Source organism: Corallococcus sp. bb12-1 (genome assembly GCF_026626765.1).
In the GTDB taxonomy this organism is placed as follows: Bacteria; Myxococcota; Myxococcia; order Myxococcales; family Myxococcaceae; genus Corallococcus; species Corallococcus terminator.
This window is the reverse complement of sequence record NZ_JAPNJZ010000032.1, coordinates 1-19,119: the sequence shown is the minus strand read 5'-3', so window position 1 is coordinate 19,119 and position 19,119 is coordinate 1. Positions and strand designations below refer to the sequence as shown.

Sequence of the window (19,119 nt, the reverse complement as noted above, 5' to 3'; positions counted from 1 at the left end):
CGGCGTCTCCCAGGAGATCAAGGAGAAAGAGTCCCGCCTCAAGCAAGTGGAGGAGGAGCTCAACCACATCCTGCTCCTCATCCCCAACGTGCCCCATGAGTCGGTGCCCGTGGGCACCAGCGCGGATGAGAACGTCCAGGTGAAGGCCTGGGGTGAGAAGCCGAACCTGCTCTTCACGCCGAAGCAGCACTTCGAGCTGGGCGAATCGCTGGGCATGCTCGACTTCGAGCGCGCCGCGAAGGTGTCCGGCAGCCGCTTCACCTTCTACAAGGGCGCGCTGGCGCGGCTGGAGCGCGCGCTCGTCACCTTCATGATCGATGTGCACACGCAGAAGGGCTACACGGAGCTGCTGCCGCCCTACCTGGTGCTGCGCGAGACGATGATGGGCACGGGCCAGTTGCCCAAGTTCGAGGACGACGCCTTCAAGACGTCGGGCGAACCCGAGCGCTTCCTCATCCCCACGGCGGAAGTGCCCGTCACGAACTACCACGCGGACGAAATCCTGGAGGGCGACCAGCTCCCCATCCGCTACTGCGCCTTCAGCCCGTGCTTCCGCGCGGAGGCCGGCGCCGCGGGGCGCGACACGCGCGGCCTCATCCGCCAGCACCAGTTCCACAAGGTGGAGCTGGTGAAGTTCGCTCAGCCGGAGAAGAGCCTGGAGGAGCTGGAGGCGATGACGGACGACGCGTGCGACATCCTGCGCCGGCTGGGGCTGCACCACCGCGTGATGCTCTTGTGCACCGGGGACATGGGCTTCGGCGCGCGCAAGACGTACGACATCGAGGTCTGGCTGCCGGGCCAGGGCGCGTACCGGGAGATTTCGTCCTGCTCGGACTGCGGCGAATTCCAGGCCCGCCGCGCGAAGATCCGCTTCCGCGCCCAGAAGGGCGACAAGCCCCAGATGGTGCACACCCTCAACGGCAGCGGGCTGGCCGTCGGGCGCACGAGCATCGCCATCCTGGAGAACTACCAGCGGGAGGACGGAAGCGTCGCCATCCCGGAGGCGTTGGTGCCGTACATGGGCGGCATGAAGGAGCTTCGCCCCCTGTAGCGCGCGAAAAGATGGGGCCCCGTCAGGAAAAGGGGCCAACAACCATCTTGCACGCGAACCGAAATGATGTAGAAGGGCGGCCCCACGGGCGCGGTTGGCCAGCGGGGGACCGTCGGCACAAGATGTGGAGGCGTGGCCGAGCGGTTGAAGGCAGCGGTCTTGAAAACCGCAGAAGGTGAAAGCCTTCCGTAGGTTCGAATCCTACCGCCTCCGATTTTGGGCTTGAGTTTCACGGTTCTTTGACAGAGAACAGTTGGAGAGATGGCCGAGAGGCTGAAGGCACAGGTTTGCTAAACCTGCATACTCGTAAGGGTATCGAGGGTTCGAATCCCTCTCTCTCCGCCAACTGTTGTAAGTAGCACCGGAAGACATTGCTCCCTTAGCTCAGCTGGATAGAGCGTCGGACTACGAATCCGAAGGCCGGAGGTTCGAATCCTCCAGGGAGCGCCATCTTCTTTTTGTGGCGCAGGACTCATGAGTGATGACATCGCTTTCATGCAGCAGGCACTTGTGCTCGCGCGGGAAGCAGCTTCACTCGGAGAAGTACCCGTCGGTGCGGTAGCGGTGCTGGACGGAAACGTCGTGGGCACGGGCTTCAACCGGCGCGAATGCGACCGAAATCCCTTCGCCCACGCAGAGATGCTCGCGCTGGATGCTGCTGCGAGAGCACGCGGTGCTTGGCGTCTCTCTGGCGTCACCCTGTACGTGACGCTGGAGCCGTGCGCCATGTGCGCCGGCGCGTTGGTGCAGTCTCGCGTCACGCGACTCGTCTTTGGTACGATGGACCCCAAGGCGGGCGCGGTCGGTTCGCTGTACAATCTCGTAGAGGAGCCGCGACACAATCACCGGCTTCAGGTCACAAGCGGTATCCTGGCGGAGGACTCTCGCCAGCTTCTCAAGACGTTCTTCGAGCGCTTGCGCGCGAAGCGACGTGAAAACTGAATACTTGGAGAGCTGGCCGAGTGGTCGAAGGCACCTGACTCGAAATCAGGCGTACCGGTAACGGTACCGTAGGTTCGAATCCTACGCTCTCCGCTCCATTGTCCTTGGAGAGGTGGCCGAGCGGTTGAAGGCACACGCCTGGAAAGCGTGCATATCCGAAAGGGTATCGTGGGTTCGAATCCCTCCCTCTCCGTTGTTAGTTTCGAAGTACTGATTTTGTGGTCGGGACAACGTGGGGGCGCGAACCCCGCCAGGTCCGGAAGGAAGCAACGGTAGCGTACTTCCGCGTGTGTCCCGGCCGTTCTGTTTTGACATGAAGCGCCGGTGTCCCTTCGAGGGACACCGGCGCTTCTGCTTTGCGGGCAGGCCCTCCCCTGCCCGCCCCCTTCGCTCAGTCGCGGACGAGGATGGTTTCTCGCTCCACCTGGCGGACGATGCGGAAGCCTGCGGCCTGGAGTTCCGGAAGGGCGCGGCCCTCGAAGGAAACGGCGCGGTTGAAGGTGGGATCGCTCATGGACGCCCGGAAGGCCGCGTCGCGGGGCCAGTCGCAGGTGCGCCAGGGGATGTTTCGACCGATGTAGAAGAACCCCCCGGAGCCCCACAGGCCCTCGTTGACGATGAGGAGCCCCGTCGCGTCCCCCCGCGTGGCCCGGACGATGGCGCGGAACTGGTCCCGGCGCAGGTCCTGGGAAGGGTAGCCCTGGGCGTTCACGAAGCCCAGCCACAGCGAGAGGGATGCCAGCACGCCCCTCGGCAGGGGCCGCTGGAGCGCCATGATGGACGCGGCCAGCTGGGACGCCGCGGCGAGCAGGCCCAACACCAGCGCCGGGTAGAGGAAGCGCTCCTCCTTGTGCGGCGTGGCCAGCAGGACGGCGGTGTAGACGGCCGCGCACGTGAGCGGCAGGGACAGCGTGCGCCAGCGGAACAGCGGCCCCAGGGACAGCGGCAGGGCGGCCCAGGCCCAGAGGGGAACGGCCCGGAGCAGCGGCTGCCAGTAGAAGTCCGGCGGCGACGCGCCAAACGCGGCGGCGGCTTCGCCCGACAGGACGTTGTAGCGCACGTAGGCCACGAACGAGTGGAAGGGCGTGCCCCAGGTCCCCCAGTCGAGCAGTCCCAGCCCCAGCGCCACGCCGGCCCCCCCCACGCAGGTGAAGGCGAACAGGCGCCACCGGCGCGCCACCAGGAGCCAGCCCAGCGCGGCCAGGACGAAGAGCGCGGACGGGTAGCGCGTCACCACCGCGAGCCCCAGCGCCAGACCTCCCAGGAGCCCGGCGCGCCGGGTCCCCGAAGCCGTGCCTGTATCCGGCCGGTCCAGCGCCTCCATGGCCACGAGCAGGAAGGACGCGGAGACGGACTCCGACAGCGTGCGTCCGGCGAAGAGCAGCACCGGACCACTCAGCCCCAGCAGCAGCACGGCGAGGGCTCCCCCGGAGTGCCCGGCCCTGCGCTCGGCGAAGCGGTACACCGCCCACAGGCTCCACGCGTGCAGGGCGAACTGGGGGATGGCCACCACGCCCCGGTAGACGCGCGGGTCGGTGATGCCGAACACCTGCGACAGCTTGAGGAAGGCCGCCAGCACTCCGGGGAAGGCCCAGTTGCGCAGGCCCTCGCGCCACTCCCAGGCCAGCACGCCGTAGCCGTGCACGCGCCACCACGCGGGCTCCAGGGCCTGGAAGACCTCGTCCGGGTGGATGCGGCCCAGCTCGCGCACCGCCACGACGATGGGCACCAGCGCCACGGCGAGGAGGCCCAGCAGCTCCAGACTCCCGGGCAGCCCCGTCCGGGTGGGCTCGGCGGCCGGAGGAGGAGGTTCCTGGGGCGACTGAAGCGTGCCGGGGGTGGGGGGCTCGTCGGGGGCGGGGGTGTTCACGGGGCGGGCTCGACTCTTTCTGGACCCGACGTGCGAAGCAAGGCGCGCGGCGTTTGTCGGGGAGGCCCCGGCTCGGGTAGGAACGACCTTTTCCCCAAGCGTTTCCCAAGGAGGAAGACCATGCCAGACGTCATCGTGGTGGGTGCGGGCCACAACGGACTTGTCACGGCGGCGATGCTCGCGCGCCGGGGCCTGTCGGTCACCGTGCTGGAAGAGAAGGCCATGGTGGGTGGCGCGTGCAAGACGGAGTACCCGTTCCGCACCGCGCCGAAGCTGGGCGTCTCCACCGGCGCGTACCTGCTGGGCCTGATGCCGCCGGAGCTGCTCCAGGAGCTCCAGATGGAGCTGCCCCTCAAGCGCAGGGATCCGCACTACTTCCTGCCGACGATGGACAAGCGCTACCTGCTCTTCGGTTCGGACGAGCGGGAGCTGGAGCGGCAGTTCCGCGAGTTCTTCTCCGAGGCGGACTGGAACGCCCACGTGGCGATGAACACGGAGCTGGCCGCGCTGCGCGAGGACCTGGCCCCCGCGTGGCTCCTGCCGCCCCTGTCCCTGGAAGCCACGGCGGAGCGCTATGTGCGCCCTGCCCTGCGCCAGCACTTCATCCGGCTGTGTCGCGGCACGGCGCGCGAGTACCTGGAGCGCTTCGGCTACCAGTCCGACTTCGTGAAGGCGATGTACGCGGTCACCGACGCGTTCTCCGGCCTGGACGGCGGCTATGACACGCCGGGCACGGGCATGAACCTGCTGGTGCACAACCTCTGCCGGCTGCCGGGCAGCGGTGGCACGTGGATGATCGTCGAAGGCGGCATGGGCACCGTCACCCAGCGCATCGCGCAGTTGGCGCGCAAGCACGGCGCGGACATCCGCACGAACGCGAAGGTGGCGTCGGTGCGCGTGGACGCGGGCGTGGTGAAGGGCGTGGTGCTGGAGAACGGCGAGGAGCTCTCCGCGAAGGTGGTCATCTCCAACGCGGATCCGTTCCGCACGCTGAAGTGGGTGGATCCGGCCGCGGTGCCCGCCGACTACCGCCGCAAGGTGGACGGCATGTCGGCGCCGGGCACCACGCTGAAGGTGAACCTGTGCCTCAAGGGCCTGCCCACCTTCACCTGCCTGCCGGAGGACCGGGGCCAGTTCGGGCCCACCATCCACCTGCTGCCCCAGGGGGACGACGTGCTGGGGGCGCTCGCGCACGGCTACAAGGAGTCCAAGGCGGGCCGGCTCGCGGAGTTCCCCTCCATCGAGTGGTACGTGCACACCACCGTGGATCCGTCGCTGAAGGACGAGGAAGGCCACCACAACTCCGCCCTCTTCGTGGAGTGGGTGCCGGAGAAGCTGGAGGGCACGACGTGGGAGAAGGAGGAGGCGAAGTACGTGAAGCACCTCCTGTCCATCTGCGACCGCTTCGCCCCGGGCACCAGCGACCTGGTGCAGGAGTACTTCGCGCTGACGCCGCCGAAGATTGAGTCCCACTTCGGCATCACGCGGGGGCACATCCACCACATCGACAACAAGCTGGGGTTCACGGACCGGCTGCCCTATGAGACGCCCGTGCAGGGGCTCTACTTCTGCAGCGCGGGCTGTCACCCGGCGGGCAGCGTCATCGGCGCGGCGGGCCACAACGCGGCCAACGTGGTGCTACAGGCGCTCGGACGCTGAGGCGGAGTCCGTCACACGGCGGGAGGAATGGACGTTCCATGGATCCTTCGTCCCGCCGTGTTTAGATGACATCCCCCATGAGCTACCTCGTCCTCGCCCGCAAATGGCGCCCGCAGACGTTCGATGACATGACCGGACAGGAGCACGTCGTCCGGACCATCGGGAATGCCATCAAGATGGACCGGGTCGCGCACGCGTACCTGTTCTGTGGCCCCCGAGGTGTGGGCAAGACGACGGCCGCCCGCCTGCTCGCCAAGGCCCTCAACTGCGAGCAGGGCCCCACGGCGAATCCCTGTGGCACCTGCCGGGCGTGCACGGAGATCACCACCGGCACCAGCGTGGACGTGGCGGAGATCGACGGCGCGTCGAACAACGGCGTCGAGAACGTGCGCGAGATCCGCGAGAACGCGAAGTACCTGCCGCAGCGCGACCGCCACAAGATCTACATCATCGACGAGGTGCACATGCTCTCGGGGGCGGCGTTCAACGCGCTCCTGAAGACGCTGGAGGAGCCGCCCGGTCACGTGAAGTTCATCTTCGCGACGACGGAGGCGCACAAGCTCCCGGACACCATCCTGTCACGCTGCCAGCGCCACAACTTCCGGCGCATCTCCGCGGCGCGGATGCTCCAGCGGCTCAAGGAGATCTGCCTCGCGGAGAAGGCGGGCATCTCCGAACAGTCGCTGTCGCTGGTGGTGCGTCAGTCCGAAGGCGGCATGCGCGATGCGCTGAGCCTGTTGGACCAGATTCTCGCGTCGTGCGGTCCCGACCCCACGGACGAGGCCGTCGCGGAGGCGATGGGCGCCATCGACCGCACGGTGGTGCAGGACTTCGCGGAGGCGCTGGTCCGCAAGGATGCGAAGCGCGTGCTGGGCCGCGTGGACGAAGTGTTCAACCGGGGCCTGGACCTGAAGCGGCTGGCGGAGGAGCTGGCGCTGCAACTGCGGCACCTGTTCGTCACCAAGTCGCTGGGCGAGGCGCCGCAGGAGCTGGCCGAGTCCGAGCAGAAGGCGCTCCTGGCGCTCGCGAAGGAAGCGGACACGGCGCAACTGTCGCGCCTGTTCGACATCGTGCACGGCTGCATCTGGGACGTGTCGCGTGCGGCCCAGCCCCGGCTGGCGCTGGAGATGGCGCTGCTCAAGGCCATCCAGTTGTCCCCCGCCGGTTCGATTCCCGACCTGCTGGCCCGCGTGGAGCGGCTGTCCGCGGGACTTGGCGCGGAAGGCGCCACGAAGAGCACGTCCGGAGCGCCAGGAGGTCGCTCCGGTCCGTCGAACTTTCGCGTCTGAGGCCCCGTCCGAGCCTCCCCCGTCCCGTCCTTCGTCCGACGTGCGCGCGGCTTCCGCGCCCGCGGCGGCACCCTCGCGTCCGGTGGATGCGCAGGGTCCTGCTGCGTATGCGGGCGCCACCGCGCGTCCGTTTGAAGGACAGGGCGCCCCCACGCGCTCGTTCGAGCCACAAGGTCCTGCCGCCTACGCAGGCGCCACGCCGCGTCCGTTCGACTCGCAGGGTCCTGCCTCCCACGCGGGGGCGACATCGCGTCCGCTCGACGCGCAGGGTCCTGCCTCCCACGCGGGGGCGACACCGCGTCCGGCCGCCCCCCCCGGAACCTCGTTGCCCGCGAACGGCGCGGCTCGCACGGGGGATGCGCCGGGCTTCGCCCATGTCGAGCCATCCACGCGGCCGCCGGTAGCTCCCGGGTCCTTCGCGATGGCCGAAGGGGCGTCTGTAGCGCCTGCATCCATCGGTGCGTCGCCAGGGGCCGCGCGGATGCCTCCGGCCGCGCTCATGGAGGGACTGTCCCCTGTCGCGGCCCGCCCTCTCTCCTTCCTGCGCAATGGCGGCTCCGTGCCGTCTCCCGCCAGCGTGCCTCCCTCGCCCGTGGTGATGGACGACCTGTCCTCATCCGTCGCGCGACCGCTTGCGTTCCTTCGCAACGGCGGAGGGGCCGCCCCCGCGATGGACGGGCCACCGGCTCCGGGCATCGTCATGGACGACCTGCCCACGTCGGCGGCGCGTCCTCTCTCCTTCCTTCGCAACGGTGGCGGCCAGCCGCTCCCGCCCCCGGCCCCCATGGAGCCCGCGCCTTCACCCGGGCCCACCGTGCGCATCACCAACATGCGCCGGCCCGAACCGGAGGGCCCGCCCGAGCCGCAGCCTTACGATGATGAGGCGGATGAACGCCTCTTCCCGGAGGAGGGCTCCGCCGAGGGCTGTGCTTCCGGCGAGTGCCTCCCGTCGGATGGACCCACCGCATTCACTCCGGCCCCGACCGAGCCCACGCAGTCGGCTCCTGTTCCAGCGCCGACCGCCGCTGCGTTCACGGCACCGCACGCCGCTTCCGCGCCGGCCTCCGACACCTTCACGGCACTGACTCCGGCGCCCAACGCTTTCGCTTCAACACCCGCCTTCACGGCACCGCCCGTTCCGGCGCCCAACGCCTTTACTCCGGCACCCGCCGCGTTCGCGCCACCGCCCCCTGCGCCGACTCCAGCACCCGCCGCGTTCACGCCACAGCCCGCGGAAGTCGCACCGCCGTCCACCGTGCGCGCATCACCCGCTGCGTTCACCCCGCCGTCGCCCGTTCGCGCGCCGCCTCCCACGTTCACGCCGCCGCCCGCAGCGCTCGAACCGGAACCTCCGGAGCCCGAACCGCCGCCCGCGTCCGCGCCCGTCGCGTCCGGCCGAGACAATCCCAATCGCTCGCTCCCCGAGCGCTGGCGCGCCGCCGTGGACAGCGTGAAGGCCACGTCCGTGCGCCATGGCACCGCGCTCGCCAACGGGCGCCTTGTGTCCATGAAGGCGGGCGAAATCGTCCTCGGCTTCCCGCCCACCGCTGCCTTCCACAAGGCCGCCGTGACGGCCGCCGCGGGCAAGGCCACCGTCGACGCGGCCCTGGCCTCGCACTTCGGCCGGCCCGTGAAGCTCACCATCCAGGACGTCGCCCAGGCCCAGGAAGCGCACAGCCTGGGGATGAGCATCTCCGAACAGGACTCCCACAGCCGCACCACCCACGAGAAGTCCACCGAGGGAAAGGTGCGCTCCCATGCCTCCGTGCGGTCCATCCTCAAGATGCTGGGCGGCGAAATCGAACACATCCAGGTCTACGAGCCCGAGCGCCCACCGGCCGTCCTCACGGACATGCCCACCACTCCTGATGACTGACAACGCCCCCGGGCCCCGCTAGGGTGGGCTCCAACGTCCCTGCTCCGAGCGGCGCCATGGCGGCGCGCGCTCCTACGCCCGGGGACCGAGGAAGCACATGCCCGGCATCGACCTGAACTACTTCATCCGGCAGGCGAACAAGCTCACCGAGAAGATCGAGGAGCGGAAGAAGCAGCTGGCGGAAGAGACCGTCGAGGCGAAGTCCGGCGAGGGCCTCGTGACGGTCGTCGCCAACTGCGTGCAGGAGATCCGCAGCATCAAGATCGACAAGAGCGCCATCGACCCCAACGACCCCGGGATGCTCGAGGACCTCGTCACCGCCGCCGTGAATGCCGCCCTGGCGAACAGCCGGCAGCACATGAACAGCGAGCTGGCGAAGATCTCCGGCGGCGTGAAGATCCCCGGCATTAATTAAAACCGGATGACGCCCGATCCGCTGAACCGCCTGGTCGCCCAGCTCGCGAAGCTGCCGGGCATCGGCGAAAAAACGGCCCAGCGCCTCGCCTTCCACATCCTGCGAGCGCCGGGCGAGTACGCCGTCGACCTCTCCCTCGCCATCCGCGAGGTGAAGGAGAAGGTGCACCTGTGCGTGCGCTGCTTCTGCCTCACCGACTCGGAGCTGTGCGGCTTCTGCCGCGACTCGCGCCGCGATGAGCGCTCGCTGTGCGTCGTGGAGACGTACTCGGACCTGATGGCGCTGGAGCGCACCCGCGAGTTCAAGGGCCGCTACCACGTGCTGCACGGCGTGCTGTCCCCGCTGGAAGGCGTAGGCCCGGAGCAGCTTCGCATCAAGGAGCTGCTGGAGCGCCTCAACGACAGCCGGGTGGAGGAGATCATCCTCGCCACCAACCCGGACATCGAGGGCGAAGCCACCGCGCTCTACCTCACCCGCCTGCTCAAGCCCATTGGCCTGCGCGTCACCCGGCTCGCCCAGGGCCTGCCCATGGGCGGAGACCTGGAGTTCGCCGACCAGGCCACGCTCGCCAAGGCGCTGTCCGCCCGCCGCGACCTGTGACGGTGTCCCGTCCCGCGCTGCAACGCGGGACGTGCCCTGCCAGCTACTGCGTCACCTTCCATGAGAACGGCATCAGCACGGTGACTTCCTGGTCGCGGTGCGCCGGGAAGCGCAGGGCCTGCGCCTGGGTCTCCAGGCAGCGGCCCACGTCCGTGGAAGCCAGCGGCCCCCGCGTGCCCGCGCGCACCTTGCCCGAAGACACGATGGTGAGCTGCACCTGCACCTCGCCCGCCGTCGACGGCAGGTTGGACTTGTAGCGCTCGAAGCAGCCGGTGATCTTCGAGCGGCCACTCGACACCACGCGCTGGATGTCCTCGATGCCCAGCGTCACCTTCTCCTTCGGCACGCGGACCGTGCCCTTGCGCGGGGTCGGCCCCTCCGGCACGTCCTCCGGCGGGGGCACATCCGTCACGGAAGTCGCCACCGTGTCACCGCCGGGCACAGCCCCTGATTCGCCCGGCACACCAATCGGCGAGGTGCCCTGGGGCGCGACCGGAGGCGTGCCCACCGGCGCCGAGGGAACCACCGGATCAGCGACCTTCACGGGCTGCGTCTGGACCGGAACCGCCGCCCCCTGCGTGGAACCTGGCCGCGCGACGACGAAGGCTGTCCCCGCGAGCACCAGCCCCACCCCGCCCACGAGCCCCACCAGCCAGCGACGGGACGCCGGCCGCGCGGACACGGGGAGACTCGGCATCACCTCGGGCGGGGGGAGGGCCGCGACGGCAGAGGCCCCGCCCGTCCTGCCGTGCACGGTGACGGGGCTCATGCCCGTGCGACTCACGCGCGCGGGCGCACCATAGGTCCCCGCGCCCGTGACAGGAGCCGCCACCGCCGCGAACTCGGGGTCCGTCGGACGCGCGGCCGACAGCGTGGCCAGCGTGGGGATGCGCATCTTCTCCGTGTAGCGCTCCTCCCCGAAGTGGCTTCGCAGGAACGCCCCGAGCGCCGGTGCACCGGCCGCCCCACCCTGCGACTCCACCGCGAAGGCCTCCAGCGCGTCCGCGAAGTCGTCCGCGGTCGCGTACCGGTCCTCCGGCTTGAAGGCCATCGCCTTCAGGATGATGGCCTCCAGGCCCTCCGGCAGATCCGGCCGCAGGACGCGCGGCTTCTCGAACTCGCCCTGCAACAGCGCGTTGAGCACCGCCAGGTCATTCTCTCGCGAGAAGGGCCGCACGTGCGTGACGGCCTCGTAGAGGCTGACCCCCAGCGAGAACACGTCCGCGCGGTGGTCGACCTCCTTGCCCTGCGCCTGCTCCGGCGCCATGTAGATGTACTTGCCCTTCACCACGCCCGTGCGCGTCTGCACCAGGCGCGACTCGGCCTTGGCGATGCCGAAATCCAGCACCTTCACCTGGCCCTGGTACGTCACGTACAGGTTGGAGGGCGACACGTCCCGGTGCACCACGTGCAGCGGCTGGCCCTGCTCGTTGGTGAAGGTGTGCGCGTAGTGCAGGCCCCGCGCCGCGTCGATGAGCACCCGCAGCACCGCCGGGATGGGCACGTACTGACGCCGCCGGCCCGCGAGCCGCAGCGTCGTGGAGAAGTCCTCGCCCGCGAGGTACTCCATGCAGATGTAGTAGCAGCCCTCGATGAAGCCCAGCTCGTGGATCTGGATGATGTGCGGGTGCGACAGCTTCGCCGCGAGCCGCGCCTCGTCGCGGAACATCTCCACGAAGTCGGGGATGGCCGACAGCGCCGGCAGCATCCGCTTGAGCACCACGTTGCGCTCGAAGCCATCCGCGCCCAGCAGCTTGGCGAGGAAGATCTCCGCCATGCCTCCCTCGGCCAGTTTGCGCACGAGAACGTACTGACCGTAGGGCTGCAACAGCGGCGCGGACGAGGCCCCGGCGGGGTCCGGGATGGGAACGGTGGGCTGGGGGGGTGCCATTGCCTCAAGGCCCTCGCGTTTTCAGGGTGCGCACCGTGAGTACGTCCGGGGCACCGGGACGCATCATCTTAAACACCAGAAGGGGGGGCGTTCCCATGGGGGACACCCACGTATCGAAGCGGTGCTTGCCGTCCAAGGGCACGGCCCGTCCGTTGATGGACAGGCGGGCATTCACGGGCGCGACTCCCGCCGCACGCACCTTTTCCGCCGACGCTGTCCCCTGACGCGGACTGTCGACGACGAGCCCCTCCACCGAGTTGTCATAGACGAGCTCCAGCTTATTCATCCGCCCGCCCTTGAGCGCGGCCCCCGCCTGCGACAGCGGCGTGACGGACCACAGGTAGCTGCCCTCGCCCAACGCCCCCGCCTCCAGCGCCGCGCGCGTCTCCGCCACCGTGCGCTGGGCCACGGGCGTCGTCAGCGCGCCCGCCTTGTACACCGCCACCCGGTAGGAGCTGGCCTGCGGCTCCGCCCCGTAGGTGAACGTCACCGCCGGAGGCTTGTCCTGGTAGAAGATGGTCGTCTTCTCCGGGCCCTCGGGCACCACGTTGCGCACCCGCGCGAGCGACTTCGTGCGCGACTCGGGAGCGAAGTGGGCACTGCCGGAAGCCACCGGGGTGCCGTCCTCCTTCTTCACCCGCCAATAGAGCGTTCCCCGCGCCGGCGCGGACACGTTGACAGAGGCCCGGTGCACCCGGCCCCACAGCACCCGGCGAGTGAAGCCCGCGTCCAGCGCCGCCTCCACCACCGCGTCGCCCTCGCCTTCCCAGGTGAGCGCCACCTCGGAGAGGCCCCGGTGGTACACCTCCGCGCCCTCGCCCGGCCCCACCGCGACCGCCGCCGCCTCCAACGGCTCCACCTTCGCCGTGCCGTCCTTCTCCACCGTGGCGCGCTCGCCCGCGCGCAGCGCCTGCCGCGTGTCGCCCCGCCGCAGCGTCACGTCGCCCGTGTGCGCCGCCACCAGGAAACCGGAGCCGGTGCGCCGGATCTCCAGCTTCGCCGCGCCGCCGCCCTCCAGCGTCATCTCCGGCAGCACCACGCGGCTGGTGCGCCCCGTGGCCAGCTGCACCGCGAGCATGCCCTGCAGCAGGTTGACGCGCGCCTCGTCGGTGACGCCCTGCTGCCCCGCGCTCTCCAACACCGCCTCCGCGCCGGGGGACAGCGTCAGCAGCGAGCCACTGTCCTTGAGGGACAGCACCGCGTCGCCGCCCTTCGCCCGCACGCCGTCGCCGAAGGAGAGCACCTCGCCCTCGCGGCGCACCTTGCGCCAGCGGCCGGTGGCCTTCGACTTCACCTCCGCGGAGCCTCCCGACGACGCTCGCACCGTCACCGCGATGGGCGCCAGCTCCACGATGCGCGGGGCCGCGGGCACCACCTCCGCGCGCTCGCGCGTCAGGTCCACCGCGTCACCCTGCCCTGCCTTCAGCGTGCGCCCATCCTTGGAGACCAGCTCGATGGCGCCCAGCATCACCTCCACCCGAGCGGAGTCCTCCGCCACGGCGACCTTCACCTCGGACGGCTCTGAACCCACGCGCGTAAGGCCGAAAGGCGTGAGGATGTTCAGCGTCACCTTGGAGCCCGCTCCAGCCACGCTCCCTCCCGCCGGCACGCGCGACAACACGATGCCGCGCTCCACCTTCATCACCACGCCCGTCGAATCCGAACCCAGCGCGAACCGGCCCTCGCGGCCTACCTCCACCGTGCGGCCTCCCGGGAAGCGCACCACCGCGGAGCCCTGGTCGCCCGTCTCCACCGCGTCGCCCGCGAGCAACGGTCCGGGCACGGCCGGGCCCACCTTGCCCCCGCGCTCCAGGCGCACGTCGCCAGACAGGCCTTCCAACTGGGCGAGCGTCGCGGGCGCGGCCCCCGCGTCCACTTCCGCCACCGGCGCGGGCTTCGGAGCTTCCTCGCGCTCACACCCCGCGCAGCCGGAGAGGAGGACGAGCAGCGACAGCGCCAGGATGCGGACAGGACTCACTGAAACCTCGGCAACGGACGGGCGTCACGCAGGGAAGGAGACCCCGCGGACTTACCGGGCCCTCGGGAACAAATCGACGTTGAAGATGGCCTGCTCGCCGTCGCGCACCGTGACGGTCTTGGTCTGCGGCCGGTACCCCGTCGCGGACAGGGTGATGCGGTACGTACCGCCCCGGACGCGCGCCGTGAAGCTTCCGGCCTTGTCCGTGCGCGCGCGCACCTTCGCCTGCGGGATGGACACCGTCGCCACCAGCGGCTGTCCGTTCCGGGCGCTGCGCACCTGTCCCAAGAGCGTGGCCAGCTCGCCCTTGCGCTCCTGGGACAGCACCACCACCAGCTCCGACGACTGCCCCGCCACCACCACCGCGGCCTCCTCCGCCGCGCGGAAGCCCTGCGCCGCCACCAGGACGGCCACCGGCCCGGGCTCGAGCCCCTCCAGCAGGGCGACCCCCTTCATGTCCGTGCGCACCTCGGTGGTGCCCGCGGTGATGCGCACCCCTGGAAGCGGCACGCTGCCCTTGCCCTGCACCACCTTCACCTTGAGGGACCCGGTGGGCGGCGCCTTCTTGCGCAGGCGGATCTGCACCGGGGCGTTCTCCGAGGAGCCGCTGACGGTGGCCTGCTCCGTCACCTCCTCATAGCCCTCCACGCTCACCTGGGCGGACTGCGCGCCGGAGGGCAGGAGCGCTCGCACCTGGCCCTGCGCGTCCGTCACCAGCTCCTCGCTCGTGCCGGGCGTCCTCAAGGAGGGAACGCGCACCCGGGCCCCCGCCAGCGGCGCGCCCGTCTCCGCGTCCACCACCCGCATCGGGACGAAGCCCTGCGTCGGACCCTCCACCGGCCGCGAGGCGCGCGCGTCGTCCCGCCACGCCAGCTCCAGCGCCAGACCAATCCGCCGCAGCCGCTGTTCGGAGCGCAGGCCGTTCGCCGCCAGGGTCATCGTGTCGTGCGCCTGCTGCACGTCCAACAGCAGCGTCCCGGTCCACTTCCCCTGGAGCATCACCGGGTGCAGCAGCGCCGCGCCGACGACGTAACCCTTGGAGGACGCCTCCAGTCCCCCCGCCGCATGCGCGGAGAGCGTCAGCGGCACTTCGCCCCGCGCCTCCACCTGGAAGTCCTCCGGCAGCGTCACCAGCACCCGGCCCGACACCAGCGCCGCGTGCCGCACGCCCCGCTGCAACACCGGCGCGGAGGCGTACCCACCGAACAGCGGCAACTGCGCGAAGCCGTAGCCCGCGCCCACGTCCAGCCGCACCGGCCCCAGGAACAGGCGCCCGCGCGGCCCCACCGAACCGCGCGCGAGGCTGCCGCCCGTCACCCGCACCGACGCGTCCTTCAGTTCGAACGCTTCGCGCTGGAGATCCAGCTGACCACCCAGGTAGCGGCCCACCGGCCCCGTCCCCCAGCCCGTCAACGTCAGCGCCCCATCGTTGGGCGTCACACCCTTGTAGGTGAGCCCGGGCCCTACATCCACCTGCTCACCCTGGCGCACGGACAGGCCGTAGCGCAGCCTCAGCGAGGCGCGCTCCGGCTCCGGGGACTCGGCCCTGGCGGCCCGGTTACAGAGCAGCGCCAGGAGGAGAAAGAGCAGGCGCGGGAGGATGTCGGTGAGGGGGATCGGGCGGCGCAAGGCCCGGCGGAGTATAGAGAAGGAGGGCAGGTGTCCCAACCCGCGATGCCGTCATTCCTTCAAGAAGCGGCGCGGATCACGGCTGGCTTCTTGCTGGAGTGGAACTGCTTTGCTAAGCATGACGACGGTCGGTAGCGCCTCGTCTAACCTCCGGGATTCACTCCAGAAACATCGGAGCGCCGCCGTGAGCGGGGCGAGCGAACGCTGAGGAGCGCATACGCCCATGGGCACGCAACTGGTGATGTACGAAGAGGAGTTCACCAAGATCAACGCCGTTTGCGACCGGCTCACGAAGGACGCGAACGCGAAGGTGGTCTTCCTCGTCGACAAGAACGGCCAGCTCATCTCCTCGGCGGGCCAGACGCAGAACATCGACACCACGTCGCTGGCGTCGCTGACGGCGGGCAACGTGGCGGCCATGGGTGGACTGGCGAAGCTCATCGGGGAGAACGAGTTCCCCAACCAGTTCCATGAAGGGGCGAAGGACAGCCTCTACATGACCATCGTCGGCAGCCGGGTGGTGCTGGTCGTCATCTTCGACAACCGCACGAGCCTCGGTCTGGTGCGCTTGCGCATCAAGAAGGCCAGCGACGAGCTGACGAAGATCTTCGAAAGCCTCGTGAAGAAGACCGACAGCCCCGGAGCCGGTTCGCCGTTCGCCGAGATCTCCGACGACGATATCGACAACCTCTTCAGCGAGTAACCCGGGAAGCCATGTCCTTCATCAATTACTCATCCCGCGAAATCAACTGCAAGATTGTCTATTACGGGCCGGGGCTCTGCGGGAAGACCACGAACCTCCAGTACATCTACAACAAGACGGCGGCCGACACGAAGGGCAAGCTCATCTCGCTCTCCACGGAGACGGACCGCACGCTCTTCTTCGACTTCCTGCCGCTGTCGCTCGGTGAGATCCGCGGCTTCAAGACGCGCTTCCACCTCTACACGGTGCCCGGTCAGGTGTTCTACGACGCCAGCCGCAAGCTCATCTTGAAGGGCGTGGACGGCGTGGTGTTCGTCGCCGACAGCCAGATCGAGCGCATGGAAGCGAACATGGAATCGTTCGAGAACCTGCGCATCAACCTGGCCGAGCAGGGCTACGACCTGAACAAGATCCCCGCCGTCATGCAGTACAACAAGCGGGACCTGCCCAACGCCGTCACCACCGAAGAGATGCACAAGACGCTCAACCCCCGGAACATGCCGGAGTACCAGGCCGTGGCTCCGACGGGCGTGGGTGTCTTCGACACGCTCAAGGCCGTGGCGAAGCTCGTCCTCACCGAGTTGCGCAAGGGCGGTTGATCGCAGCCTGCTTCCCTGCCCGGCGGGCGGCTCGCCTCCGGGCAGCCCCCGTCAAAGGATGGTATGACCTCGTGCCGTCGGGTTAAGCCGCCTTCCGAGGTCGTACCGTGCGCGTCGCATCCGCCACCTTCCGTCTCCTCGCGCTCCTGAGCGCTGGCCTTTCGGGGCCGGTGTTCGCGCAAGGGGCGTCCCCCGCCGCACCTCCCGCCGCCGCGTCCGCGCCGGCCACCTCCACCGCCGTCGCGCCCCAGGCTCCAGCCCAAGTTTCGGCCGGTGAACAGACGGCGGACGAAGCCTTCACGGCCCGGGTGAAGACGCTGGAGGAGCAGGTCGTCGACCTGAAGGAGAAGATCTACCGCTCCAAGGCGCGCCTGCTGCTGCTGCAGGAGACGGTGATGGGCGGCGACCTGTCCACCGGGGCCCGCGCGGTGCTGGTGCACAAGAACGAGATGGGCAACGCGTTCCAGTTGGAGTCGGTGGTGTACGCGCTGGACGGCGCGCCCATCTTCACCCAGGTGGACACGCAGGGAGACCTGAACCGGCACCAGTCGCTGGAGGTCTTCAACGGCCGCATCGTCCCGGGCCAGCACCAGCTCGCCGTGCGCCTCGTGTACCGGGGCAGTGGCTACGGCGTCTTCAGCTACCTGGAAGGCTACAAGTTCAAGGTGCAATCCAGTTACACCTTCAACGCGGAGTCCGGAAAGGTCACCACGGTGAACGTGGTGGGCGTGGAGAAGGGCGGCCTCACCACCGACCTGAAGGACCGGCCCGCGGTGAGATACGACATCGAAGTGGCCAAGGACACGCGCACGCTGCCGACCAAGCCGCCCGCCACCTCCGGGACGGAAGGTGCGCCGGGCGTACTGCCGGCCTCCACCTCCAGCGAGACGAAGTAGGGAGCAGGCGCCGTGACCGCGACGCTGCACGCCCTGGCCCTCGCCCTGTCCCTCGGGGCCGCGCCCGCGCCCTCCCCCGCTTCCAAGCCGGGGACCGCGCTTGCGCCCATGCCTGCCTCGCTGAGCACCCGCGCCGCGGCCGTGGAGGCGGTAGAGGCCCAGCTGCGCGCCGCCGAACAGAGCCTGCGCTTCGTGGAGGCGCAGTTCACCGAGCGCCCCGAGCCGAGCAGCACCGACTCCCAGCAGAAGCGCTTCTCCGAGGGTGAGCTGCACTCGCTCCTGGGGGACTGGCCCGCCGCGTCCGTCCTCTTCTACGACCTGGTCAGCGACCCGGACTTCAAGTCGAACCCGCGCTACCCGGAGGCGGTCTTCTACCTGGCGGACGCGCTCTACCAGCAGAAGAACGACATCGGCGCGCGCGTGTACCTGCGCGACGTGCTGGCGCTGCCCCTGACGCCGCAGCGCTACAAGGAAGCGGTGAGCCGCTACCTCGCGGTGGCCGGACGGCTCCAGCAGTTCGAGGGCATCGACGCGTACGTGGAGAAGGCGCGCCAGTTGTCCGGCGGCGTGCTGGCCCCGGACATCGCCTATGTGCACGCGCGCGGCACCTTCAAGCGCGCGGACCTGTCGCCGGAGGAGCACCAGCAGCGCTCGCGCGCGCTGTTCGCCCCGCTGGCGCAGTCGCCGGGCCGCTTCCGGGTACAGGCCGTCTACCACCTGGGTGTGTTGAGCGTGCAGGCCGGGGACCACCCCGCGGCCATCGCGCAGTTCCAGCGCATCATCGCCACCGGGCCGGACGCGGTGGTGTCCACGGGGCTGCCGGAGCCGGAGGCTCAGCGTTTCCGGGAGCTGGCGCGGCTGTCGCTGGGGCGGCTCTATTACGAGACGGGCCGCTACGCGGAGGCGTTGGATCAGTACAGCCAGGTGCCCCGCGAGAGCGAACGCTTCCCGGAGTCGCTGCTGGAAGTCGCATGGACGTACGTGCGCAAGCAGGACTTCACGCAGGCGAAAAACGCCACGGACATCCTGTTGCTCGTCGCGCCCGGCTCACAGCTCGCGCCCGAGGCGCAGATCCTCCAGGGCCACCTGCTCCAGAAGCTGCGCCAGTACGAGGAAGCGCTGGAGACGTATGACGGCGTGGCGCGCACGTTCACTCCGGCGCGCGACAAGGTGGATGAGCTGCTGCGCGTGAACCAGGACCCCGTCGCGTACTTCGATAACCTCCTGGCGCGCAACGAGCGCTCCCTGGACGTGAGCACCCTCTTGCCGCCCCTGGCGCTGAAGTATGCGTCCACGCAGAAGGAGGTCGCCGAGGCGGTGCGGATGGTGGGCGACCTCGACAGCGGCCGGCAGGGCGCGGGCGAGGCGAAGGCCATCGCGGAGCGAATCCTGGAGGCGCTGGACGCGCGCGGGCTGGAGGCGTTCCCGGAGTTGCAGGAGGGCTACACCCGCGCGGAGGCGGTGGACACCGCGCTCACGCTGGTGGAGCAGTCCCTGGTGCAGGCGGAGACCGGCCTGGTGGCGGAGAAGCTGACGCCCGCCGAACGCGAGAAGCTGCTCGTCGCCCAGGGCCAGCGCGAGGCCCAGCGCCAGAGGTTCGCGTCGCTGCCCACCACCAACCGGGAGCTGGACGCGCGCCGTCAGCGCATGCAGGCCCGCGTGGACACGGTGGACCGCGAAGCCTTCCGGCTGGGGTACGAACTTCAGAGCCTGCACGCCAA

General features: G+C 69.6%; 15 protein-coding genes, 5 tRNA genes and 1 other RNA gene. 17 read left to right on the top strand and 4 right to left on the bottom strand.

Annotation, left to right across the window (positions count from 1 at the left end):
* From serS to ffs, 8 genes are all read left to right on the top strand, one after another.
* A partial coding sequence (gene serS, locus OV208_RS38285; RefSeq protein ID WP_267578901.1) for a serine--tRNA ligase occupies positions 1 to 1,051 on the top strand: 1,051 nt, incomplete at its 5' end.
* Between the two features lie 126 nt (positions 1,052 to 1,177).
* Positions 1,178 to 1,264, top strand: a tRNA-Ser gene (locus OV208_RS38280).
* A gap of 42 nt (positions 1,265 to 1,306) precedes the next feature.
* Positions 1,307 to 1,396: transfer RNA gene (locus OV208_RS38275), tRNA-Ser, on the top strand.
* A gap of 28 nt (positions 1,397 to 1,424) precedes the next feature.
* Positions 1,425 to 1,501, top strand: a tRNA-Arg gene (locus OV208_RS38270).
* Between the two features lie 24 nt (positions 1,502 to 1,525).
* Entirely contained in the window at positions 1,526 to 1,993 is a 468-nt protein-coding gene (gene tadA, locus OV208_RS38265; RefSeq protein WP_267578900.1) for a tRNA adenosine(34) deaminase TadA, read from the top strand.
* Between the two features lie 6 nt (positions 1,994 to 1,999).
* A tRNA-Ser gene (locus OV208_RS38260) sits at positions 2,000 to 2,086 on the top strand.
* Between the two features lie 13 nt (positions 2,087 to 2,099).
* Positions 2,100 to 2,186: transfer RNA gene (locus OV208_RS38255), tRNA-Ser, on the top strand.
* Positions 2,187 to 2,208: 22 nt separating this feature from the next.
* An RNA gene (gene ffs, locus OV208_RS38250) (signal recognition particle sRNA small type) lies at positions 2,209 to 2,301 on the top strand.
* An 83-nt stretch (positions 2,302 to 2,384) separates the two neighbouring features.
* Here the strand turns inward: ffs and OV208_RS38245 are convergent.
* Positions 2,385 to 3,863, bottom strand: coding sequence for a glycosyltransferase family 39 protein (locus tag OV208_RS38245; protein ID WP_267578898.1), 1,479 nt, complete (start codon positions 3,861 to 3,863; stop codon positions 2,385 to 2,387).
* 120 nt (positions 3,864 to 3,983) lie between these two features.
* Here OV208_RS38245 and OV208_RS38240 point away from each other — a divergent pair, with 120 nt between their 5' ends.
* The 5 genes from OV208_RS38240 to recR all read left to right on the top strand — a co-directional run bounded on the left by OV208_RS38240 (position 3,984) and on the right by recR (position 9,702).
* Entirely contained in the window at positions 3,984 to 5,522 is a 1,539-nt protein-coding gene (locus OV208_RS38240) for a phytoene desaturase family protein (RefSeq protein ID WP_267578897.1), read from the top strand.
* Positions 5,523 to 5,599: 77 nt separating this feature from the next.
* Positions 5,600 to 6,811, top strand: coding sequence for a DNA polymerase III subunit gamma/tau (dnaX, locus tag OV208_RS38235; RefSeq protein WP_267578895.1), 1,212 nt, complete (start codon positions 5,600 to 5,602; stop codon positions 6,809 to 6,811).
* Between the two features lie 481 nt (positions 6,812 to 7,292).
* Positions 7,293 to 8,687: a DNA polymerase III subunit gamma/tau gene (locus tag OV208_RS38230; RefSeq protein ID WP_267578893.1), complete on the top strand. Its 1,395-nt coding sequence runs from the start codon at positions 7,293 to 7,295 to the stop codon at positions 8,685 to 8,687.
* 97 nt (positions 8,688 to 8,784) lie between these two features.
* Positions 8,785 to 9,102 (top strand): YbaB/EbfC family nucleoid-associated protein, encoded by a 318-nt coding sequence (locus OV208_RS38225; protein WP_120538408.1) that lies wholly within the window; start codon positions 8,785 to 8,787, stop codon positions 9,100 to 9,102.
* A gap of 6 nt (positions 9,103 to 9,108) precedes the next feature.
* Positions 9,109 to 9,702 carry a recombination mediator RecR gene (gene recR / locus OV208_RS38220; protein WP_120538409.1) on the top strand — a complete coding sequence of 198 codons (594 nt, stop codon included), beginning with the start codon at positions 9,109 to 9,111 and terminating at the stop codon, positions 9,700 to 9,702.
* Positions 9,703 to 9,745: 43 nt separating this feature from the next.
* Here the strand turns inward: recR and OV208_RS38215 are convergent, their stop codons facing one another.
* Genes OV208_RS38215 through OV208_RS38205 form a run of 3 tightly spaced genes read right to left on the bottom strand, consistent with a single transcriptional unit; the run spans position 9,746 to position 15,200 of the window.
* Entirely contained in the window at positions 9,746 to 11,593 is a 1,848-nt protein-coding gene (locus tag OV208_RS38215; protein WP_267578890.1) for a protein kinase domain-containing protein, read from the bottom strand.
* Positions 11,594 to 11,597: 4 nt separating this feature from the next.
* Positions 11,598 to 13,571 carry a hypothetical protein gene (locus OV208_RS38210; protein ID WP_267578888.1) on the bottom strand — a complete coding sequence of 658 codons (1,974 nt, stop codon included), beginning with the start codon at positions 13,569 to 13,571 and terminating at the stop codon, positions 11,598 to 11,600.
* Between the two features lie 51 nt (positions 13,572 to 13,622).
* Positions 13,623 to 15,200 (bottom strand): carboxypeptidase regulatory-like domain-containing protein, encoded by a 1,578-nt coding sequence (locus OV208_RS38205; RefSeq protein ID WP_267578886.1) that lies wholly within the window; start codon positions 15,198 to 15,200, stop codon positions 13,623 to 13,625.
* 223 nt (positions 15,201 to 15,423) lie between these two features.
* On the opposite strand from OV208_RS38205, the gene mglB reads away from it, so the two are divergent.
* The 4 genes from mglB to OV208_RS38185 form a co-directional block, all read left to right on the top strand.
* Positions 15,424 to 15,903: a gliding-motility regulator GTPase-activating protein MglB gene (gene mglB, locus OV208_RS38200; RefSeq protein ID WP_002637270.1), complete on the top strand. Its 480-nt coding sequence runs from the start codon at positions 15,424 to 15,426 to the stop codon at positions 15,901 to 15,903.
* Between the two features lie 11 nt (positions 15,904 to 15,914).
* Positions 15,915 to 16,502, top strand: a complete 588-nt coding sequence (gene mglA, locus OV208_RS38195) for a gliding-motility regulator Ras-like GTPase MglA (RefSeq protein WP_120615485.1) — start codon at positions 15,915 to 15,917, stop codon at positions 16,500 to 16,502.
* A 107-nt stretch (positions 16,503 to 16,609) separates the two neighbouring features.
* On the top strand, positions 16,610 to 17,398 hold the full coding sequence (locus OV208_RS38190) for a dihydrolipoamide acetyltransferase (protein WP_267578885.1): 789 nt from the start codon (positions 16,610 to 16,612) through the stop codon (positions 17,396 to 17,398).
* Between the two features lie 12 nt (positions 17,399 to 17,410).
* On the top strand, positions 17,411 to 19,119 hold a 1,709-nt coding region (locus OV208_RS38185), incomplete at its 3' end, for a tetratricopeptide repeat protein (protein WP_267578884.1).